Below are 18,222 nucleotides of genomic sequence, written 5' to 3' on the forward strand. Positions count from 1 at the left end.
GATTTCGATTCAAGCAAACTGCGAAAAGTAGGACTGGCAAAACACGAACGTTTGGGTAAAAAAAACCGATTTAATTCATAAAATTCTAATCGTTTTGCCATCACTGTGCTATAATGAGAAACAATTATCTGAAGGGAGTTATGCAAATGCGTGGCGTAGTAACGGTTATCGGAAAAGACAAGGTTGGCATCGTCGCTGGTGTCAGTCAAAAATTAGCAGAACAAAAAATTAATATTCTTGATGTTTCTCAAACAATTATGGGGGACTATTTCACAATGATGATGTTAGTAGACCTAACCAATGCTACCGTAGATTTTGAAGGAGCTCGTGAACAACTTCATGAGTTAGGTCAATCATTGGGTGTGAAGATCAGTATTCAAAATCAAGAAATTTTTGACACGATGCATAAATTATAAGGAGGGCTCTTTGTGGAAACCAATCAAATACTGGAAACGATTCGAATGATCGAAGAAGAAAATCTAGATATTCGGACGATTACCATGGGGATATCATTATTGGATTGTATTGATAGCGACAGTGATCGCGCCTGTGAAAAAATCTATCAAAAAATTACGACGAAAGCAAAGGACCTTGTAAAAGTCGGCGAATCGATTGAAGCAGAATATGGGATTCCCATTATCAACAAACGTATTTCGGTTACGCCTATCGGTATTATTGCCGCTGCGACGCCAGATACAGATTACGTGAAATTTGCTAAAACATTAGATAAAGCAGCAAAAGCTGTTGGTGTAAACTTCTTAGGTGGTTTCTCCGCTTTAGTTGAAAAAGGCTATCAGCATGGAGATAAAATTTTGATTGATTCGATTCCTCAAGCGTTAGCAGAGACAGATTTTGTCTGCGCTTCGGTTAATATCGGTTCAACAAGAGCTGGGATCAATATGGACGCTGTTGCACATACTGGTCGTATTGTTAAAGAAACGGCCGAGGCTTCTGATTTAGGCTGTGCGAAGCTAGTTATTTTTGCCAATGCGGTGGAAGACAATCCTTTCATGGCTGGAGCTTTCCACGGGGTTGGAGAAGCTGATTGTGTCATTAATGTTGGTGTCAGCGGTCCAGGAGTAGTGAAACGCGCATTGGAAAAAGTGAAGGGCGAATCCTTCGACGTTGTCGCTGAAGTAGTGAAGCAAACGGCATTCAAAATCACTCGGATGGGGCAAATGGTTGGTAAGATCGCCTCAGAACGGTTAGAAGTTCCATTTGGTATTGTTGACTTATCTTTAGCACCAACACCTGCTGTAGGAGATTCGGTTGCCCATGTACTAGAAGAGATGGGACTAGAAACTGTCGGAACACATGGCACGACGGCAGCTTTGGCATTGCTGAATGACGCAGTGAAAAAAGGCGGGGTCATGGCATGCAATCACGTTGGCGGATTGTCTGGCGCATTTATTCCAGTATCTGAGGATGCAGGAATGATTGATGCTGTGAATAATGGGTCACTGTCGATTGAAAAGCTAGAGGCGATGACCGCGATTTGTTCTGTTGGATTAGACATGATTGCCATCCCTGGATCTACGCCGGCTAGCAGCATCGCAGCGATGATCGCCGATGAAGCAGCGATTGGTGTCATTAACCATAAAACGACCGCCGTCCGAATTATTCCGGCCAAAGGCAAAGAAATTGGTGAAATGGTAGAATTTGGCGGACTGTTAGGGAGAGCGCCTGTTATGGCTGTCAATGCTGCCGCTTCTGAGGACTTTATTGCCCGTGGTGGACGTATTCCCGCACCTATTCATTCATTTAAAAACTAAACATGTAATAAAACGAATTTTATTAAAAACGTTGCATAGAAAAAGTGCAGCGTTTTTTTGTATCAATTTTTTTATAGCAGGCATGAAAACGTTTTGTGTTAGAATGTAATGGATAAAAAAGCAGGAGCAGGTAGATGAAAAATAAGACGTATTTAAAGGCAAGCTTACGTGAAATCATTTATTCCAAAGGACGATTTATCGCGATTGTTCTAATTATTTTACTAGGGACATTACTATATGTGGGAATCAAGGCGACGGGGCCAATCCTGAATCATTCGGCTAGTCAATTTGTGGATAAGCAAGAACTCTCCAATCTTCAGATTGTTTCTACAGGTGGGCTAACCAAGAGGGATGAGGAAGCAGCAGCAGAGATTCCAGATGCAGAGGTGGAGAGTGGCTATCAGCTTTTTTACGCGGATAGCAAAAAGAATCAGGTAGTTAAGCTTTATTCCTACAATAAAAAGAGTCAGCAAAACCAGTTGATCGTAAAATCAGGTCATCTGCCTAAAAAAGAAAACGAAATTGTTTTAGATGAGAAAGCCAAGGAAGAGGGCTACCGTCTGAATCAGACCTATAAAATTGATCAGCCGGATCAATTAAAACGAAAAACGTTTAAAATTGTCGGCTTTGTTCAGTCTCCAATGTATATAAGCACAGAAGAACGAGGCCTATCGAATGTAGGCAAGGGAAATGTTGATTTTTTTGCTTACTTACCGGAAAGCAATTTCTCTAGTGAAATAAAATCAGTTATCTATGTGCGTTTTAAGAATGTACAGGGGAAAGAAACCTATGGGTCAGCCTATGAACAAACAATGGATAAAAACATTGCGGCAAGCGAAAAACTCTTCAAGGATCGACCAGAAGAACGAGCCGCCGAAATTAGAAAAGAGGCTCAAGCTGAATTACTTCCAAAGAAAAATGAAGTGGCTGACGGCTTGGCAAAATTGGCTGAGGGTCAAAAGGAAATCGATCAAGCGAAAGATCAATTAGAACAACAGCAGGCCATGATAGGAACGGAAAGTCCTCAGTTGGCACAGGCGCAAACCGCACTCGAAAACCAGCAAAAAGAGCTGGACAACAACCGCGAACAATTACTTTCTGCACAGAAAAAAATTCGTGAGAATGAACAAGCGATCCACGATTTGAAAACCCCCAGCTATACTTTTGACCAACGGGCAGAGAATCCTGGGTTTCAAGAGTATGGTGACCTTTCGGAGCGAATTGCGGCGATTGCAAATGTTTTTCCGGTCTTCTTCTTTTTTATCGCCGCTTTGATCACTTTTACAACAATGACGCGGATGGTAGAGGAAAATCGTCGAGAAATCGGTACGTTGAAGGCACTTGGGTATTCCCGCTTTGAAATAGCCATCAAATATATTATTTACGCCTTATCGGCTGCGATTATCGGTATTGTTCTAGGTTCGGTGATCGGCACACATACCTTGCCTCGACTTGTTTTTGAGCTTTCAAGTGATCGTTATAATTTTCCAGGTGTGGAGGCCTTTTATTTATCAAGACCGATTGTCCAGGCGACCATTGCTTTTCTGTTTGCTAGTTTAGGTGCAGCGCTGCTTGTACTTATGCGGGAACTCCATGAAAAACCAGCGGAATTATTACAACCAAAGGCACCGAAACCAGGCAAACGAATTTTTCTAGAACGAATCACGCCAATTTGGTCTCGGATGAGCTTTAATTCAAAGGTGAGCTATCGAAATCTGTTTCGTTACAAATCACGCATGATCATGGCAGTGATCGGCATCGCTGGGTGTGCGGCCTTGATGGTTGCAGGCGTCGGCCTAAAGGACTCCTTGAGTTCGGTTGGGGATAAGCAATTTGGTCCAATCATTGATTACGATGCAATCGTGACACTAAAGGATCAGCCAGATCGGGCTGCGGTTGAGAAAATTTTCACGGACAAGGAAAAAATCACCAGTCACTTGGGAATGATGAATCAAACGGTGGAATTAAAGCAGAAAGGACAGGCCAATCAAAAATTGACCATGATGGTGCCAGAGTCTCGTAAAGCGTTTGATCAATATCTTCATTTAAAACAGCAAGAAAAGAAATTTACTTTACCAGAGGAAGGCGCAGTAATCACACAAAAAATAGCCGAGTTATTTGACCTGAAAAAAGGGGATAGTCTGACAGTCTATGATGAGGATCAGCAGCCTTTCAAGATTCGAATCGCGAACATCAGCGACAATTATCTAGGGAATTTCTTGTACCTTTCAAAAGACTATTACCAAAAAGTTCGTGGAACAAGCTTTGCTGTGAACAGTTATCTATTAAAGAGTAAAAAAATGTCCAAATCAGAAGAAGAGGACCTGTCAAAGACACTGCTGAATTCAGAACAGGTGACCAATACTTCTTTCATTTCTACTCAGATTGAAACACAAGAACACTCTATGGATAATTTGGATGGAATCGTTTGGATCTTTGTGGTTTTGTCAGGGTTATTGGCTTTCATCGTATTGTATAACTTGACGAACATTAATGTATCGGAACGTTTACGAGAACTGTCTACGATCAAAGTATTAGGGTTTTATGATCGAGAAGTAACGTCGTATATATTTCGGGAGAACTTTGTTTTCACCATATTGGGAATCCTATTTGGGTATGGTTTAGGGATTATCTTAACGAAGTTTATTTTAGATCAGGCATCGATGGAAACGATCACTTTTCCACTGGTCATCCGTGCAGGTGCCTATCTTTTAGCAGGTGGATTAACGATTCTTTTTTCAGTGATCGTAATGGTTGCTACTCATTTTCGCTTACAGCATATCAATATGATTGACGCACTGAAGTCGAATGAATAAATCCAGAAGAAAAGCGTTGACAAAAATTTGACGCAAGTCTATGCTTTAATCAATAGTTGAATGCAATGAGAAGGACAAAATTTGTTTCCACGCTCACTCTAAGAGAAAGAAGTCATGGCTGGAAGCTTCTGATTGAGCGAAACAAATTACTCCCTTTGAGTGACCGAAAACGGTCCGGCGGATACCCGTTATGTATCTTACGAGCCAAAAAGTGGAAACTTTTTGGGAACTTGGGTGGTAACACGTTTATTCACGTCCCTATTTATAGGGGCGTTTTTTTATTGAAAACCCTTCAGCCCTTTTGTTAAAATTAAAAGGAAAAGGCGGCAATCAGTATTATTTATTGAAAATGCGGATCGGAGTTGAGTTGAATGTCAAAGGAAGTCGAGATTGTTTTACCAGATGGAAGTAAACAAAAGGTGGCAAAAGGCACCACATTGTTCGAGATAAAAAATCAATTGATGGAAGAAGCGGTCGTTGGCAGTATTGACGGCGAGCTTGTTGACTTATCAACTCCAGTCAGTGAAAACGCGGAGCTGGCTTTTTATGATTGTGCTTCAAACGAGGGGACAACGGCCATTTGTCAATTGGTCAGTCTTTTACTACAGGAAGCGATAAAAGCGTGCTATCCAGAGGCGCTCTTTGCAAAAGCTCATCGAGAAGAACAGACGATTTGGGTCGATCTGCGAGTGAAACAACCGCTAAGCGCACTAATCTTGAAGGATCTCGAGCACCATATCAAGAAGCAAATAAAAACAAATAGAACTATTAAAAGTGCGAGAATGACTGTTTCAGAAGCGAAGGAAGTTTTTAAGGACAATGAACTAAAGCTCTCAGCATTAGAAGAATTGGATGCTGAACAAGTGGTCTTTGTCTATTCCTTTGGCAACGTGACGGAATATTTTCTGGAACCGACTGCTTTAGACTTGCCGATGGCTAAATATTTTTCTCTTTTAAAAGTTTCGGGTGCTTATTGGCAAGGAAATCCAGAGAACGAGATGCTTCAGCGTGTTACGGGCGTTGTTTTTTCTGAAAAAGCACAGCTTTTAGCTCACTTAGAATACTTAGAAGAATCTGAAAAACGCAGCCACCAAAAGTTGGGAAAAGAACTCGATCTATTTATGTTCTCAGAAGAAGCGCCAGGGATGCCTTTCTATTTAGAAAATGGCTTAACTATTCGCAATGAATTACAGAAATTTTTGCGGGAGCTGCAGGCGAAGTATGATTATAAAGAGGTTAAGACACCGTTGATCCTGAATCAGCGATTATGGGAGCGTTCAGGACATTGGGATCATTATAAAAACAATATGTATTTCACAAAAGTCGCAGATGAGGATTATGCCTTGAAGCCGATGAATTGTCCGGGACATTGCTTAATCTATAAGGATCGCAAACGATCTTATCGCGATTTACCGATGCGCATGGCTGAATTTGGTCAAGTTCACCGTCACGAATTCAGTGGAGCTTTAAACGGGTTGCTGCGGGTTCGGACCTTCTGTCAAGATGATGCGCACATCTTTGTTCGAAGAAATCAAATCGAGCAAGAAATTGCCTTGGCATTAAAAATCATAGATGAAGTATACAAAATTTTTGGTTTTGAATATGGAGTAGAGTTATCAACGCGTCCCGATGATTTCATGGGCGAGATCGAATTATGGGATGAAGCTGAAGCTTCTCTAGGAAAAGTACTAACTGACCTTGGCTATAAGTACAATATAAATGAGGGAGACGGTACATTTTATGGACCGAAAATCGATATCCATATCAAGGATGCTTTGAATCGAAGCCATCAATGTGCGACAGTCCAATTGGATTTTCAAATGCCGGAAAAATTTGATTTGACTTATGTAGATGAGAACAATCAGGAGGCGCAGCCTGTAATGATTCATCGAGCGGTCTTTGGCTCATTGGATCGTTTCTTAGGAATTTTAATTGAACACTATGCTGGCGCCTTTCCGTTTTGGTTGGCACCAAAACAAGTAGCCCTAATCAGTGTCGCACAGACTCATGAATCAGGAGTAGAGGAATTGTTCCAAGAGTTTCATGCCGCTGGGATTCGCGTGGAGAAGGATCTGAGAAATGAGAAGTTAGGTAAAAAAATCCGCGAAGCTGAATTACGAAAAATTCCTTATATTTTAGTCATTGGGGATAAGGAGTTAACGGAGGATACTTTCGCCGTTCGTAAGCATGGTAGTAACACGGTTAAGCAAATGTCGAAGGCAGCATTTTTAAGTCTGCTTAAGCAGCAGCTGCAGGAGAAAAATCATCAGTATTACTAATAAATACAAGTAACAAGTGCCTAAAAGTCTAGTTTTGTCAACTTTTGGACCCCTTTGAATTAATTTTGAGAAAACGCTGAAGTTCGCTTCAGCGTTTTTTGATGCCTTCTAGGAGCCAACGTGTTTTAAAATGAAAATCCCTCAGCAATTCGTCCGCTCCCCATTGATTGGCCAACATGTCTGTTAATGAGTCAATCACTAGTTTCATGGAAAAATATAAGAAACTAATTTGTTCTTCCGGTGACGGCATGTCAAAGTGATTTTTTTGCAGCAAGTCTTCCCATGCTTCAACTCCATGGTCGGCTTCTGGGCGATAGGAAAATAGATAGCTGTTTTGTGCTAAAAGGACTAATTGACGATAGCGCGTAGTATGTGTATCTAGGTCAACATACAGCAGCAGAAAGGCTTCAATTCCTTGGAAAAAATCTCCCTCTTGACGTGTCATATAGTCGATGATCTCTCCATGGATTTGCCCAGCATAATGGTGAATCAAGTAATCATAAGCATCATTTAAGTCTTCAAAATATTTATAAAAAATCCCTCGTGACATCTGCAGTGCAGTCACAATTTCGCTGACTTTTACTTGGCTAACGGGTTTTTCGTAGAAAATGGTCAATAGCAAATCACGAATTTCCGCTTGTCGTGTTTCCGGTAAGTTTAGAAAAGTTTTTTTCGGCATGGGCTACCTCCCTGACATATCTTAGGTACTTTTTTCTATAGTATAGCATATGAGCAAAATCGGTGACATTTTGTCACCGGAAGAGTATTCTGTTGTCAGAAAGGGTGAATGATATGTTTTTAGCGTGGAAAGAAATTCGCTATGCGAAATTAAGATATGGCTTGATTGTTGGGATCATGATTCTAGTGGGCTATGTGGTGTTCATGTTGTCAGGATTGGCCAACGGTTTAGCAGATGGAAATCGAACAGCCATAGATGATTGGGGGGCATCCTCTATCATATTATCAGAGGACAGCAATAAAATTGCTAATGCTTCTCAGTTACAAAAAACAGATACTAAACGAGTAACAGCGAAAGAAAAAGCAGGAATCGGGATTTATTCTACAGCTGTAGAAAAGAAGAGCGGTGGGGAAAAGACCAACGTTTCAATCTTTGGTACAGCAAGTAACGCATTTGTCGTACCAAAAGTTATAAAGGGCCGACTATATAAAGCCAATGATGAAGCGATCGTATCAGAAAATCTTTTGTCTGAAGGATACAAATTAAATCAAAAGATAAAAGTAAATGATCAAACTCTGAAAATCGTTGGCGTGACAAAAGAAACAACCTATACACTTGCACCAGTAATTTATTTGAATCAAGCAGCATTCAAAACATTGAAATATGGATCTCAGCCAACAGGAAATGAGCCTATTAGTTTGATAGCGACAAAGGGCAAGACATCTATTGAGAATCCATCGGGACAAACAAAATTAGACAAAATGACACCTGAGACGTTTATTGAAAATATCCCAGGATATACCCCAGAAAAATTGACATTAAATACGATGATCTATTTCCTATTTGTTGTCGTGACAGCGATCATTGGTATATTTATGTATGTAATCACGTTGCAAAAAACGGCCATCTTTGGCGTAATGAAGGCTCAAGGAGTGGCGACAAGTTACTTGGTTCGTTCGATCTTAGCGCAGGCCTTTTTAGTTGGTGTGATCGGAGTAGCGATCGCGGTAGGATTAAGTGTTTTGACGAGTTTGGCTTTGCCAAGTGCAATGCCGTTTGCGGTTCACTGGACAGAATGGATACTTTATAGCTTAATTTTGGTAGTCGTTGCGATGATCGGTGGATTGTTCTCAATGCGCACGGTTACCAAGGTTGATCCAGTAACGGCGATTGGAGGGGAATAAGATGAGTGATGTTTTAATGATGGAAAAAATCGTGAAAAAATTTGGACAAGGTCATACAGAAGTGACAGCGTTAAAGAAGGTAGATTTCAATGTGGCACAAGGCGAGTTTGTTAGTGTCATCGGTCCCTCAGGTTCAGGGAAAAGTACCTTTTTAACAATCGCGGGAGGCCTTCAAACACCAACAGAAGGAAAGATTACGATTAATGGCGCAGACTTTAGTCAAATGAATGAAAAGCAACGATCCAAAGCCCGTTTTAAGGAAATTGGTTTTATTTTACAAAGCTCGAATCTAATTCCTTTTTTAAAGGTGAAGGAGCAATTTCAATTAGTAGAAAAAATTGAAAAGGAAAAAAATGCAGCTAAAATCGAAGAACTGTTAAAATCCTTGGATATTTGGGAGCTACGTGAACAATATCCGAAAGCTTTATCTGGGGGCGAACGTCAGCGAGTAGCTATTGCTCGTTCGCTATTCAATGATCCGCAATTAATTTTAGCGGATGAGCCAACTGCCAGTCTAGATTCAGACCACGCTTATGATGTTGTAAAACTATTAGCAAAAGAAACCCACGAACGCAACAAGGCAATTGTGATGGTTACTCATGATGAACGAATGACGCAATGGAGCGATAATGTGTATCAAATGAAAGACGGTGAACTTTTACTAAAACAATAGTTGCCATTTTCCCTGTTTCCTGTGTATGATAGTCAGGTTGACAGTTTTCATTTTAATCATGGACAGAAGTAAAAGATACAAGTTTTAGAAAGCAGGGAATTTATGGATATCTATTTAAAAAAAGCCGCTCTTCATATCGTGGATCGGGAATCTGGCGATCCGATATATAGCCAAAGTGAATTGGACTTGGCAACCGAATATATTCGAGACTACTTAACCAAAAAAATTCAAAAATTATCTTCAGCGCAAACCAAAACAGGCACCTTAGCAGAGGATTCAACCTTTGCTTTGTTAAGCCAACAAGCAGAGCATGATTTCTTACCTGCTAGCGAAAAAATCGTGAATCGTTGGTATGAAGCCTATAAAGAAAGTGAAGAGGCACCTAGCGCCGATGTCTTTGTCGTATTATTTGAAGAAGACACACAATTATATTTAGCCTTTTTGAAGGTGAATTATCATGAGGGCTATACACATCTAGTTGATTCAGACGAGGCAGGTCTAAAGAACGAGTTGATCCTTCATCGTGCATTGCTTTCAAGCAAATCGCAAAAAGCAGATGAGGGAATCGTCGTACATTTAAGTAATTTAAGCTATGAAATGATCGAAAAAAAATATCCTTTTTCTGGTGAAAAGCGCTTGTACTTCTCCACGCAAGTAATCGAAAGTCGTCCAGCGCCATCGTTAGAAGAAAACGTTCGTGTGATCAAAAAAGCTGCCGAAAAAATTGGTGCAAAATTTGAAAATCAAAAGCATGATGTGATCGCTGATGTGAAAGAAGCTGTCTACGATATCGTAGAGGAAAGCGGACAAATTGATGCCAAGGTTGTAGCTCAGAAGGTCTTTAAGGATAATGTTTCAGCACAAATGGCGTTTCAAGAAGAGGTTGTTGAAAAGGGGTACGTAGATCAAGCCCCGCTATTAAAAGACGTTCGAGAAATCACAGAGAAGAAGTACGGCAAACAAAAGTTGAAGCTGTCTAACGGAATTGAGTTGATTGTTCCATTGGATGTTTATCGTAATCCCGAACTAATCGAGTTTGTTAATAATCCTGACGGAACAATTTCTGTAACGATCAAGAATGTTGATGAAGTCATCAACCGCCTGTAAAATGGCGGTTGTTTTTTATGAGCAAGAAAATCGAAAATTGAGCTGGTTCAAAGAATCAGCTAAAATAGAGAAAATGAGTGGAGGGACAAGATGGACGCATATCAAGAGTTTTTTCGTATTGGACAATATACCGACAACGAGGCGATGACAGGCTGTACCGTCATTCTTTGTGAGGATGGTGTTACAGGCGGTGTTTCGGTTCGCGGCGGTTCACCGAACACACGGGATACCGATGCACTGAAATCAGAGAATAATCGGAAGTTTGTTCACGGGGTGACGCTGTCTGGGGGCAGCGCTTTTGGCTTAGCAGCAAATGCTGGCGTCGTAGATTTTTTAGAGGAAAAGCATATCGGAAGGGATATGGAAATTACTTTTGTTCCTAATGTGGTAGGAGCAAGTCTTTTTGATTTACGGATTGGCCGTTCTGATGTTCGACCAAACTACCAAGCTGGACGCAGCGCCTGCGAGGCCGCATTTAAAAAACAACCTTTTCAAGCGGGAAATTATGGTGCTGGAACAGGCTGTACGGTGGGGACGATCAATGGGTCTCAAAATGCGATGAAAGGCGGTATCGGTCTTCATACAATGCAACATGGCAATTTGTGGGTAACTGCCGTAATCGCTGTTAACGCTGTAGGAGATGTTTTTGATGAGCAAGTAGGAAAAATTATTGCTGGCGCTCGAAAAGTGGGAGAGACAAGAATCGGTTTTTCAGAAGAACTCTTTCTTGAACATTATCAGAATGAAGCTGCTCTGTTTGATGGCAATACAGTGATTGGTTGTGTGATGACGAATGCGACGTTCCCAAAAGCAAAAATGAACAAGCTAGCTGACATCAGTCACAATGGAATTGCGCGAGCAATACGTCCGTCCCACACAACTTATGATGGAGATACTCTTTTTGTGTTAGGTGCAAATCAAATCGAAGCCAGCTTTGAAGCTGTATCTATCCTTGCAGTCGAAGCGGTTCGTCAGGCGATTGTAAAAGGTACCAAGGCTTCAGATACGTATCAGGAGTATTTAAGCTATAAAGACCTATAGAAAAAGTCATTGCCGAACGGCAATGACTTTTTTTAGATATTTAAAAAAGACTAGCCAAGTTTCAGCTAGTCAATGGGGAAGAATGGCTTATTGTACGCGAGGTTCAGATTCTAAGTTGTCTCCGATTTTATCGGCTTGATTACTCATTGCGTTTTTCGCACGATTCGTTTGTTTTGATGCAAATTTCCCAGTTGTTTGTGCAGCGCTAGTTACTTTATCTTGAACCGTTTCGCTGTCTTCTTCATATTCTTCACGTGTTTTGATATCTACAACGTTCACGTTTACTTCAATGACATCAAGATGAGTCATTTTATCTACTTGTTCAGAAATCAATTTTTTCATTTCATCATAAATGTTTTCGATGTCTTTGCCGTATTCAACAACTACATCCATATCAACGGCTACTTGCTTTTTACCGACTTCAGTGCTGATACCAGAAGTTACATCATCACTGTTAACTAATTTGTCTTTGATGTTAGAGAAGAAACCGCCGTCTACGGTTAATAAACCATCGACGTGTTCTAAAGCAATACCGATGATTTTTTGAATGACCTTATCTTCGTAAGTTAATTCACCTTTAACTTCTTTTTTTGGTTCTGTTGGTTTGATTGTTGTGTTTTCCATAATTTTTCTCCTCCTGAGTGTGTTAGTGTATAAACTTTTTCAAAAAGAAAAAGTTATTCCAAAGCTGATTCATTCCTATTTCTTTAAATAGTCATCTAAAATATGATTGTTTTTTAGGTAAATGCCGAGAGCAACACCGATAACTGTAATCAAAATTAGTAAAATCGTTTTAAAAAAGCCGATGGTAAAGAATAGTACAGCTAAGATAAAACCGAGAATACCGAAGATTGCAGGTAGCTTGTCTCGTGTTAAAAATTCTTGCATCGCTATTCCTCCTATTCTACTCGTGGCTCTGTTCGTGTCACCGTTGTTTCTGTTGGTGTTGGCTCAAGTGCTTGAAGTTTTACCTTAATAGAAACTTTTTCATCAGCCCCCACTAATTGCTTGATTTTTGTTTCCACGTTTTTAGCCCAACGATCTGTTTGACCGACTAAACCAGATGTTTTTTTCAACTGACCGCGAACATTCACTTTAATTTTATTTTTCGTCGCTGCTACATTTACTTTGGGATTATCCATAAAGTCTTCCTGTTTGATACTTGTCCGGACATACCCTTCAATCGCACGCTTGTCTAAAGCTAGTTTTCCACGTTCTTCCTGTAAAACGAACTTGGTCACTCTCTTTGGATAAAACAGGATGATGAAAATCCCGATTACCGTTAAAATTGCTAAAGCTGCTGCAACCCAGAATAAATAAATCTGAGCATAATTATTCGTTAACACGAACTGTTGCAGGGCACTTAGGTCTAACGGATTTGAAGCGATAAAGTAATAGATTGCTACGACGGATAGAAAAATAGAAAGTAAAACCAATGAGAAAATAATTAAAATGGTTTTAAGAAATTTGTTCATACCGTACCTCCTCACTTCACTATTATTTAACTGTTTACAGTAAAATAATAGAATCTTATTGCTTTTTTGTAAAAAAATCTGCTTATCATCAGATTAAAAAAATCTTTTTTATATAGGTTAATAGAGAATAAGGCAAAGAATAATAATCTTTTCGACCATTTTTCGGTTTTTTTATACTTGGAGAAAAAAATGATAGAGCAATTTTTTTGCGAAAAAAAAAGAAGTGTGCTAGAAATTGTGCACACTTCTTTTTAAGTAATTAATTAACGATCCTTCCATTTTCGGTATCGTCGATAAAGACTCTCGACAATTAGGAAGAGAATGGAGAGGGCTGCGACAGAATAACCAAAGATTCCTAAATCAGAAATAAAGGTATTCCCTTCAGAAGAGGTTTGAACAAGTATCGATGAACCGATTACTAAAGCGGAAAGGATCAGACCGATCACTAACCGATTAACCATTGCTTCCGCACGCTCTAATAGGTTCCGTTGATTTTTCAATTCTAAATTCAATTTTCCTTTGCCTTTTCCAAAGGTGTCTAGAGCATTTAAGGCGTGACTTGGAATTTTAGGTAAGGCTTTTAATGTTGTGAGATAATCCAATCCCGTTTCTTGTAACTCATCTTTCAAGTTCAGCTGTTGGAGAAAGTATTTTTGAGCGAACGGCGCAACGACTTCAAATAAGGACAAATCTGGATTAAGATCCTCAATCACTCCTTCGAGCGTACCAAAGGCTTTGATCAGCATGGTGACCGAGTCATCGATCTGTAGGTTATTCTCATGACAAATAATGACGACCTGAGAAAAAACTTTTTGTAAATCAATTTCTTTAACTGGTAAGTTCAAATATCGATTTAAAAAATCATCCAGTTCATAGGTAAATTTCTCTTCGTCAAAGCTGCCGACCTGTTTGCAGATTGCGTGAACCGCGTTCGTGATCCGTTGATTATCTTTGCTATAGATCGCAATAATCGTGTTGCTCATTTTTGCCTGCATTTCACGATTGATCGTGCCCATCATACCAAAATCAATAAAGTTCAGACGGAAAGGGCGGAGTTTTTCGTTTTTTGCATACGTAAATTCATATGGAAAGCGCCCCATTTTCCCCTGGCGGTTCTTTGTTTTCATTTGCTGATCTTTTTGATTTTCTTCCTTGCTCATTAATTGCAGCAAAATATTGCCAGGATGAGGATCGGCGTGAAAGAATCCGTCTTCGAATACTTCCTTCATAAAATGTTCTATCAGCAATTCACTGATTGTCTTTTTTAGTTCTTTATATGTCGTTTCGCCATGTGCAACTTTAGCATCCTCGGCACTGATTAATTCCTTTAAATTGTTGCCAGGCATTAATTCCATGACAATGACTTTTTTTGTGGAGTAAGCAGGGACCATTTGAGGAGACCGAATTTCTTTCCAACCATTATTCAAACGATAAAATTCTTCTGCTAGAACTAATTCTTTTTTGAAGTCTAACTCATTTTGTAGAGATTCACGGATTTCCTTCAAAATGTTTTTTAGATCAATGACTTTACTTTCCGGTACCCAATTAGCAATTGGAATGGCTTTTTCAAATAAAGACAAATCCAACTCAATTTCGGAGGCGATCCCCGGATGCTGGACTTTCACGACGACCTTCTGACCGTTTTTCAATCGTGCGTGATGTGCCTGGGCAATTGAGGCTGAGGCGAAGGGTTGTTCATCAAAATTGTCAAAAATCTCGGTTAAAGGGAGCTCTAGTTCTTTTTCAACAAGCGATTTAACGGATTCAAAGGAATCTGTTTTCACATCATCCTGCAGCTTGCGTAATTCCTTAGTGAAAGCCAGTGTAAAAATATCTGTACGAACAGACATCATTTGTCCAACTTTAATGAAGGTAGGCCCGAGTTCCTCAAAGGCTTTTCGGACTTCTTCAGGATTCTTTTGCTGAGTAATGTTTTTAACGACGCTGTAATGGTTAACGATTTTTACGATTTGACGCAAACGCGCCGCTTTAGATTGTTTCCCCATCGTTAACACCTCCCACATTTAGGATTGATAGTTAATAGTATGCTTCTATCTTACAAGAGAACTTTCCTAGTTACAAATACCCCTCTGTTTCTTTTGTAGAAGCAGAGGGGGAAGATTAATGATTGGTCACTACTTGAATGACTTGCATAATGCAATAGGTGATTCCCGCAGCAATTACAGGACCTGCAGCGACCCCTTTGAGGAAGACAACGCCCATGATTGTACCAAAAACTAAAGCGACAGTAACTTCTGGGGATTGATTGATCAGTCCCACTCCTTTTGAAGATAAGACAGCGACTAACACACCGCAGATTGTAGCGACCCAGCCGAGAGGAGACTTTAATGTGTTCAGTAAATCTTTCAAAACGATGTCACCAGTGGCGATCGGAACTAAGATGGTCGCCGAGATCAGGGTAACGCCCCAATTGATCCCCTGCTTGTTTAAAAGGGATAAAAATTTATCTGAATGGGGAATTAGTTTTAAAAGTAAAATCGCTAGGGTCGCGATCAATAAACTTTGATTTTTTGCGATAAACGCAATCAGTAAAATAACTCCTAAAAAAAGCCAGCTTTCCATTTCTTCACACCTTCTATGATCCTGCAATTTTCTCAGAAATAAACTAGTCATAGCTTCCAAGAAATAGGTAAATTTTTCAACGTATCTACTATACAAGATTATTCAGGAAGTTGCGACTTTTTTCCAAAGCCACTTTAGTGTAAGCTTTTAATGGAAAGGGGGAAGCAAATGAAGATAGGATTACGTACAATAAAAACAGCCGTTGCAGCACCGATTGCTTTATTATTAGCTAGTGGATTACATCTGGAATCGGCTGCTTCGGCTGCAATTATTACGATTTTGACAGTAACAAATACGAAACGTTCTACTGCTAAGACAGCTTTGAATCGGCTTTTTTCTTTGACCTTGGCGACATTGATTGCGGCAGTCTGTTTTTCGCTTTTAGGGTTTCATCCAATAGTCTTTGGTTTCTATTTACTAGTATTCATCCCATTATCGATTCGCTTTGATTTAGCGGAAGGAATAGCGGTTAGCTCGGTTCTGATCACCCATTATCTGGTTGCTGGAGAGATGCCTATAAGCCTGATTATCAATGAATACCTGCTGATGATCCTTGGTGTCGGTTGTGCGTTAGTAGCCAATCTGTATATGCCTAATACAGAGAAGAAGATTCAAGAAGATCAGATGGTGGTAGAGGTTTCGATGAAAAAGATGTTGGGGCAAATGTCTGCATATTTGAATCAGCCGGCGAAAGAAGAAGAACTACGCCACGAGTGCTTAACTTTGCGGGACTTCGTTCGGGAAGCGCAAGTTCGCGCGCAGGAATTCGAAGAAAACCGCTTCTTTTCTGGTAATAGTTATTATTTCGAATATTTTGCGATGCGCCGTTTGCAGCTACGTGTACTCGCAGACATGCTACAAATTCTAAATCGGTTGGACGCTGCCCCTGAAGATGTTCAGGAATTAAGGGAATTATTTGAATTTACCTCACGAACTTTAGCTGAGGAAAATGACGGTTCTGAAATTTTAACGAAAATTGCTGAGACAGATCAGCGGTATCAGCAAAAACAATTACCGGAAAGCCGTCAGGCTTTTGAAGAGCGCGCGATGCTTTTTCAGCTCTTTCAACTTTTTCAAGATTTTATTGAAATTAAAGCCGGCTTTAATCGGAAAAAGTAATGAGAAAGAATCAGTCTTTTGTCCCATGTAAACGGTTGATAAATTCTTTATGATAAAGATAAGAAAAATAGATAAGGGGTATAAAAAATGAAAAGAGTGGTTATTGGGTTAATTTTAGTTGGGGCTGCGTTAGTAAGTATAAGCAGTATGTTTTTTCATAATCGAATGAGTAACGAGACCTTCACGACAACAAAAGCTGTGAACAAATTAGTTGTGGACGATCGTAATATGCCGATTGATGTTGTGGGTGTTTCTGGAAACAAGACACGGATCAGTTATAAGAAAAGCCGAGATATCAAATATCGAATCAAACAAACAAGCAATTCTCTGCATTTAGAACGTAAAAGAACGATAGGGTTTAATTTTAGCTTCTTCAATCTTGGGAACAGTAATCCAAGAGTAACCATCGAAATTCCGAGAGCGAAGCTCAAGGACTTACAGGTTGAAACATCTAACGGTAAGATTTCGACAGAGAATTTGTCTCTGGACAATCTCGATTTGGAAACAAGCAATAGCAAGATGATTATCAATGATGTTGATGCGCATTCTGTTGATGCAGAAACCAGTAATGGAAAACTAGAGCTCGCGCAAATGAAATTTGAGGACGGCTCTTTTGAAACCAGCAATAGTAAAATGAGTTTGCACAATCTGGAGTTTAGAGAAGGCGAATTTCAAACTTCAAATGGCAAAATTGACTTGATGGATTTGAAGCCGACGGAGTCTTTATCGCTTAAAACAAGCAACTCAAAAATAAACGGAACGATCATTGGAAGCAAAGAGGATTTTGCAACGGACGCTAAGACAAGCAATGCCTCGAATAATTTAGACAATCGTGATAGCGGCTCAAAGGAGTTAGAAGTGAGAACCAGCAATGGAGATATTGAAATTGCCTTTGTTCGATAGTCAGTTTTCTTAAGGGGAGGAGACCTAATGGCTACTAAGAAATTAAGTAAAATATTGCTGCTCATCTATTCATTGTTGCTGATCTGGATTTTGTTGTTCAAACTATCCTTGTCTTTTTCAGAAATTACCGAAAGTTTGGCCCATCCCATGAGATCCATTAATCTTATCCCTTTTCAAGATTCGATGATCGTTAATGGAAAGGTTGCATTAAATGAGATCCTGTTAAATGCAGTCATATTTGCGCCATTAGGTGTTCTTCTAGGCATTTCAGCAAAAAATTGGTCCTTCTTAAGGAAAATTGGTTTTATTTTCTTGTTTTCATTTGTCATAGAAATGCTGCAGTTTATTTTGGGGATTGGTGCGACGGATGCTACAGATTTATTGATGAATTTTGTTGGCGGCTTTTTAGGACTCATTTTCTACCAGGGGCTAAAACAGGTTATTCCAGAGACGAAATTAGATAAACGACTGATCGTAATCGGGACAATAGCAGGTATTTTCTGTCTAGGAGTAATTCTGTTATTGATTTTTGGCAATCGTTAGGCGTATAAGAAAGGGAGTGGTGACAAAAAAACTTGTCACTACTCCCTT

17 protein-coding genes are annotated in these 18,222 nt (G+C 39.8%); 11 read left to right on the forward strand and 6 right to left on the reverse strand.

Features of this window, described 5'->3' with window-relative positions; all coding sequences use genetic code 11:
- Positions 1-146: 146 nt before the first annotated feature.
- The 4 genes from RV13_RS12455 (at position 147) to thrS (ending at position 6,867) form a co-directional block, all read left to right on the forward strand.
- The gene (locus RV13_RS12455) at positions 147-416 is read left to right on the forward strand and encodes an ACT domain-containing protein (RefSeq protein ID WP_010745595.1); all 270 of its coding nucleotides are present in this window, start codon (positions 147-149) and stop codon (positions 414-416) included.
- Between the two features lie 12 nt (positions 417-428).
- Positions 429-1,772 carry a PFL family protein gene (locus tag RV13_RS12460; protein WP_010745596.1) on the forward strand — a complete coding sequence of 448 codons (1,344 nt, stop codon included), beginning with the start codon at positions 429-431 and terminating at the stop codon, positions 1,770-1,772.
- A 134-nt stretch (positions 1,773-1,906) separates the two neighbouring features.
- Positions 1,907-4,588, forward strand: coding sequence for an ABC transporter permease (locus RV13_RS12465; protein WP_010745597.1), 2,682 nt, complete (start codon positions 1,907-1,909; stop codon positions 4,586-4,588).
- Between the two features lie 371 nt (positions 4,589-4,959).
- Positions 4,960-6,867, forward strand: a complete 1,908-nt coding sequence (gene thrS / locus RV13_RS12470) for a threonine--tRNA ligase (RefSeq protein ID WP_010745598.1) — start codon at positions 4,960-4,962, stop codon at positions 6,865-6,867.
- Between the two features lie 88 nt (positions 6,868-6,955).
- On the opposite strand, the gene RV13_RS12475 is transcribed toward thrS, so the two are convergent.
- On the reverse strand, positions 6,956-7,546 hold the full coding sequence (locus RV13_RS12475) for a TetR/AcrR family transcriptional regulator (RefSeq protein WP_010745599.1): 591 nt from the start codon (positions 7,544-7,546) through the stop codon (positions 6,956-6,958).
- Positions 7,547-7,659: 113 nt separating this feature from the next.
- Here RV13_RS12475 and RV13_RS12480 point away from each other — a divergent pair, with 113 nt between their 5' ends.
- The 4 genes from RV13_RS12480 (at position 7,660) to RV13_RS12495 (ending at position 11,551) form a co-directional block, all read left to right on the forward strand.
- On the forward strand, positions 7,660-8,730 hold the full coding sequence (locus RV13_RS12480; protein ID WP_010745600.1) for an ABC transporter permease: 1,071 nt from the start codon (positions 7,660-7,662) through the stop codon (positions 8,728-8,730).
- 1 nt (position 8,731) lies between these two features.
- On the forward strand, positions 8,732-9,403 hold the full coding sequence (locus RV13_RS12485) for an ABC transporter ATP-binding protein (RefSeq protein WP_010745601.1): 672 nt from the start codon (positions 8,732-8,734) through the stop codon (positions 9,401-9,403).
- Between the two features lie 102 nt (positions 9,404-9,505).
- A complete protein-coding gene (locus RV13_RS12490; RefSeq protein ID WP_010745602.1) occupies positions 9,506-10,510 on the forward strand; it encodes a nucleoid-associated protein in 1,005 nt (334 codons plus the stop codon).
- Between the two features lie 90 nt (positions 10,511-10,600).
- Positions 10,601-11,551: a P1 family peptidase gene (locus tag RV13_RS12495; RefSeq protein ID WP_010745603.1), complete on the forward strand. Its 951-nt coding sequence runs from the start codon at positions 10,601-10,603 to the stop codon at positions 11,549-11,551.
- Between the two features lie 87 nt (positions 11,552-11,638).
- On the opposite strand, the gene RV13_RS12500 is transcribed toward RV13_RS12495, so the two are convergent.
- The 5 genes from RV13_RS12500 to RV13_RS12520 form a co-directional block, all read right to left on the reverse strand.
- On the reverse strand, positions 11,639-12,175 hold the full coding sequence (locus tag RV13_RS12500) for an Asp23/Gls24 family envelope stress response protein (RefSeq protein ID WP_010745604.1): 537 nt from the start codon (positions 12,173-12,175) through the stop codon (positions 11,639-11,641).
- Between the two features lie 75 nt (positions 12,176-12,250).
- Entirely contained in the window at positions 12,251-12,439 is a 189-nt protein-coding gene (locus RV13_RS12505; RefSeq protein WP_010745605.1) for a DUF2273 domain-containing protein, read from the reverse strand.
- A gap of 11 nt (positions 12,440-12,450) precedes the next feature.
- Entirely contained in the window at positions 12,451-13,026 is a 576-nt protein-coding gene (gene amaP, locus RV13_RS12510; RefSeq protein WP_010745606.1) for an alkaline shock response membrane anchor protein AmaP, read from the reverse strand.
- Positions 13,027-13,289: 263 nt separating this feature from the next.
- On the reverse strand, positions 13,290-15,032 hold the full coding sequence (locus tag RV13_RS12515) for an ABC1 kinase family protein (RefSeq protein ID WP_010745607.1): 1,743 nt from the start codon (positions 15,030-15,032) through the stop codon (positions 13,290-13,292).
- Positions 15,033-15,147: 115 nt separating this feature from the next.
- The gene (locus RV13_RS12520; protein ID WP_010745608.1) at positions 15,148-15,609 is read right to left on the reverse strand and encodes a DUF441 domain-containing protein; all 462 of its coding nucleotides are present in this window, start codon (positions 15,607-15,609) and stop codon (positions 15,148-15,150) included.
- 168 nt (positions 15,610-15,777) lie between these two features.
- Between RV13_RS12520 and RV13_RS12525 the strand changes: the two genes are divergently transcribed.
- From RV13_RS12525 to RV13_RS12535, 3 genes are all read left to right on the forward strand, one after another.
- Positions 15,778-16,728, forward strand: coding sequence for an aromatic acid exporter family protein (locus RV13_RS12525; RefSeq protein WP_010745609.1), 951 nt, complete (start codon positions 15,778-15,780; stop codon positions 16,726-16,728).
- 87 nt (positions 16,729-16,815) lie between these two features.
- Positions 16,816-17,631 (forward strand): DUF4097 family beta strand repeat-containing protein, encoded by an 816-nt coding sequence (locus RV13_RS12530; protein WP_010745610.1) that lies wholly within the window; start codon positions 16,816-16,818, stop codon positions 17,629-17,631.
- A gap of 27 nt (positions 17,632-17,658) precedes the next feature.
- Positions 17,659-18,174: a VanZ family protein gene (locus RV13_RS12535; RefSeq protein ID WP_010745611.1), complete on the forward strand. Its 516-nt coding sequence runs from the start codon at positions 17,659-17,661 to the stop codon at positions 18,172-18,174.
- Positions 18,175-18,222 lie beyond the last annotated feature (48 nt).

The organism is Enterococcus raffinosus, from assembly GCF_001886185.1.
In the GTDB taxonomy this organism is placed as follows: Bacteria; Bacillota; Bacilli; order Lactobacillales; family Enterococcaceae; genus Enterococcus_A; species Enterococcus_A raffinosus.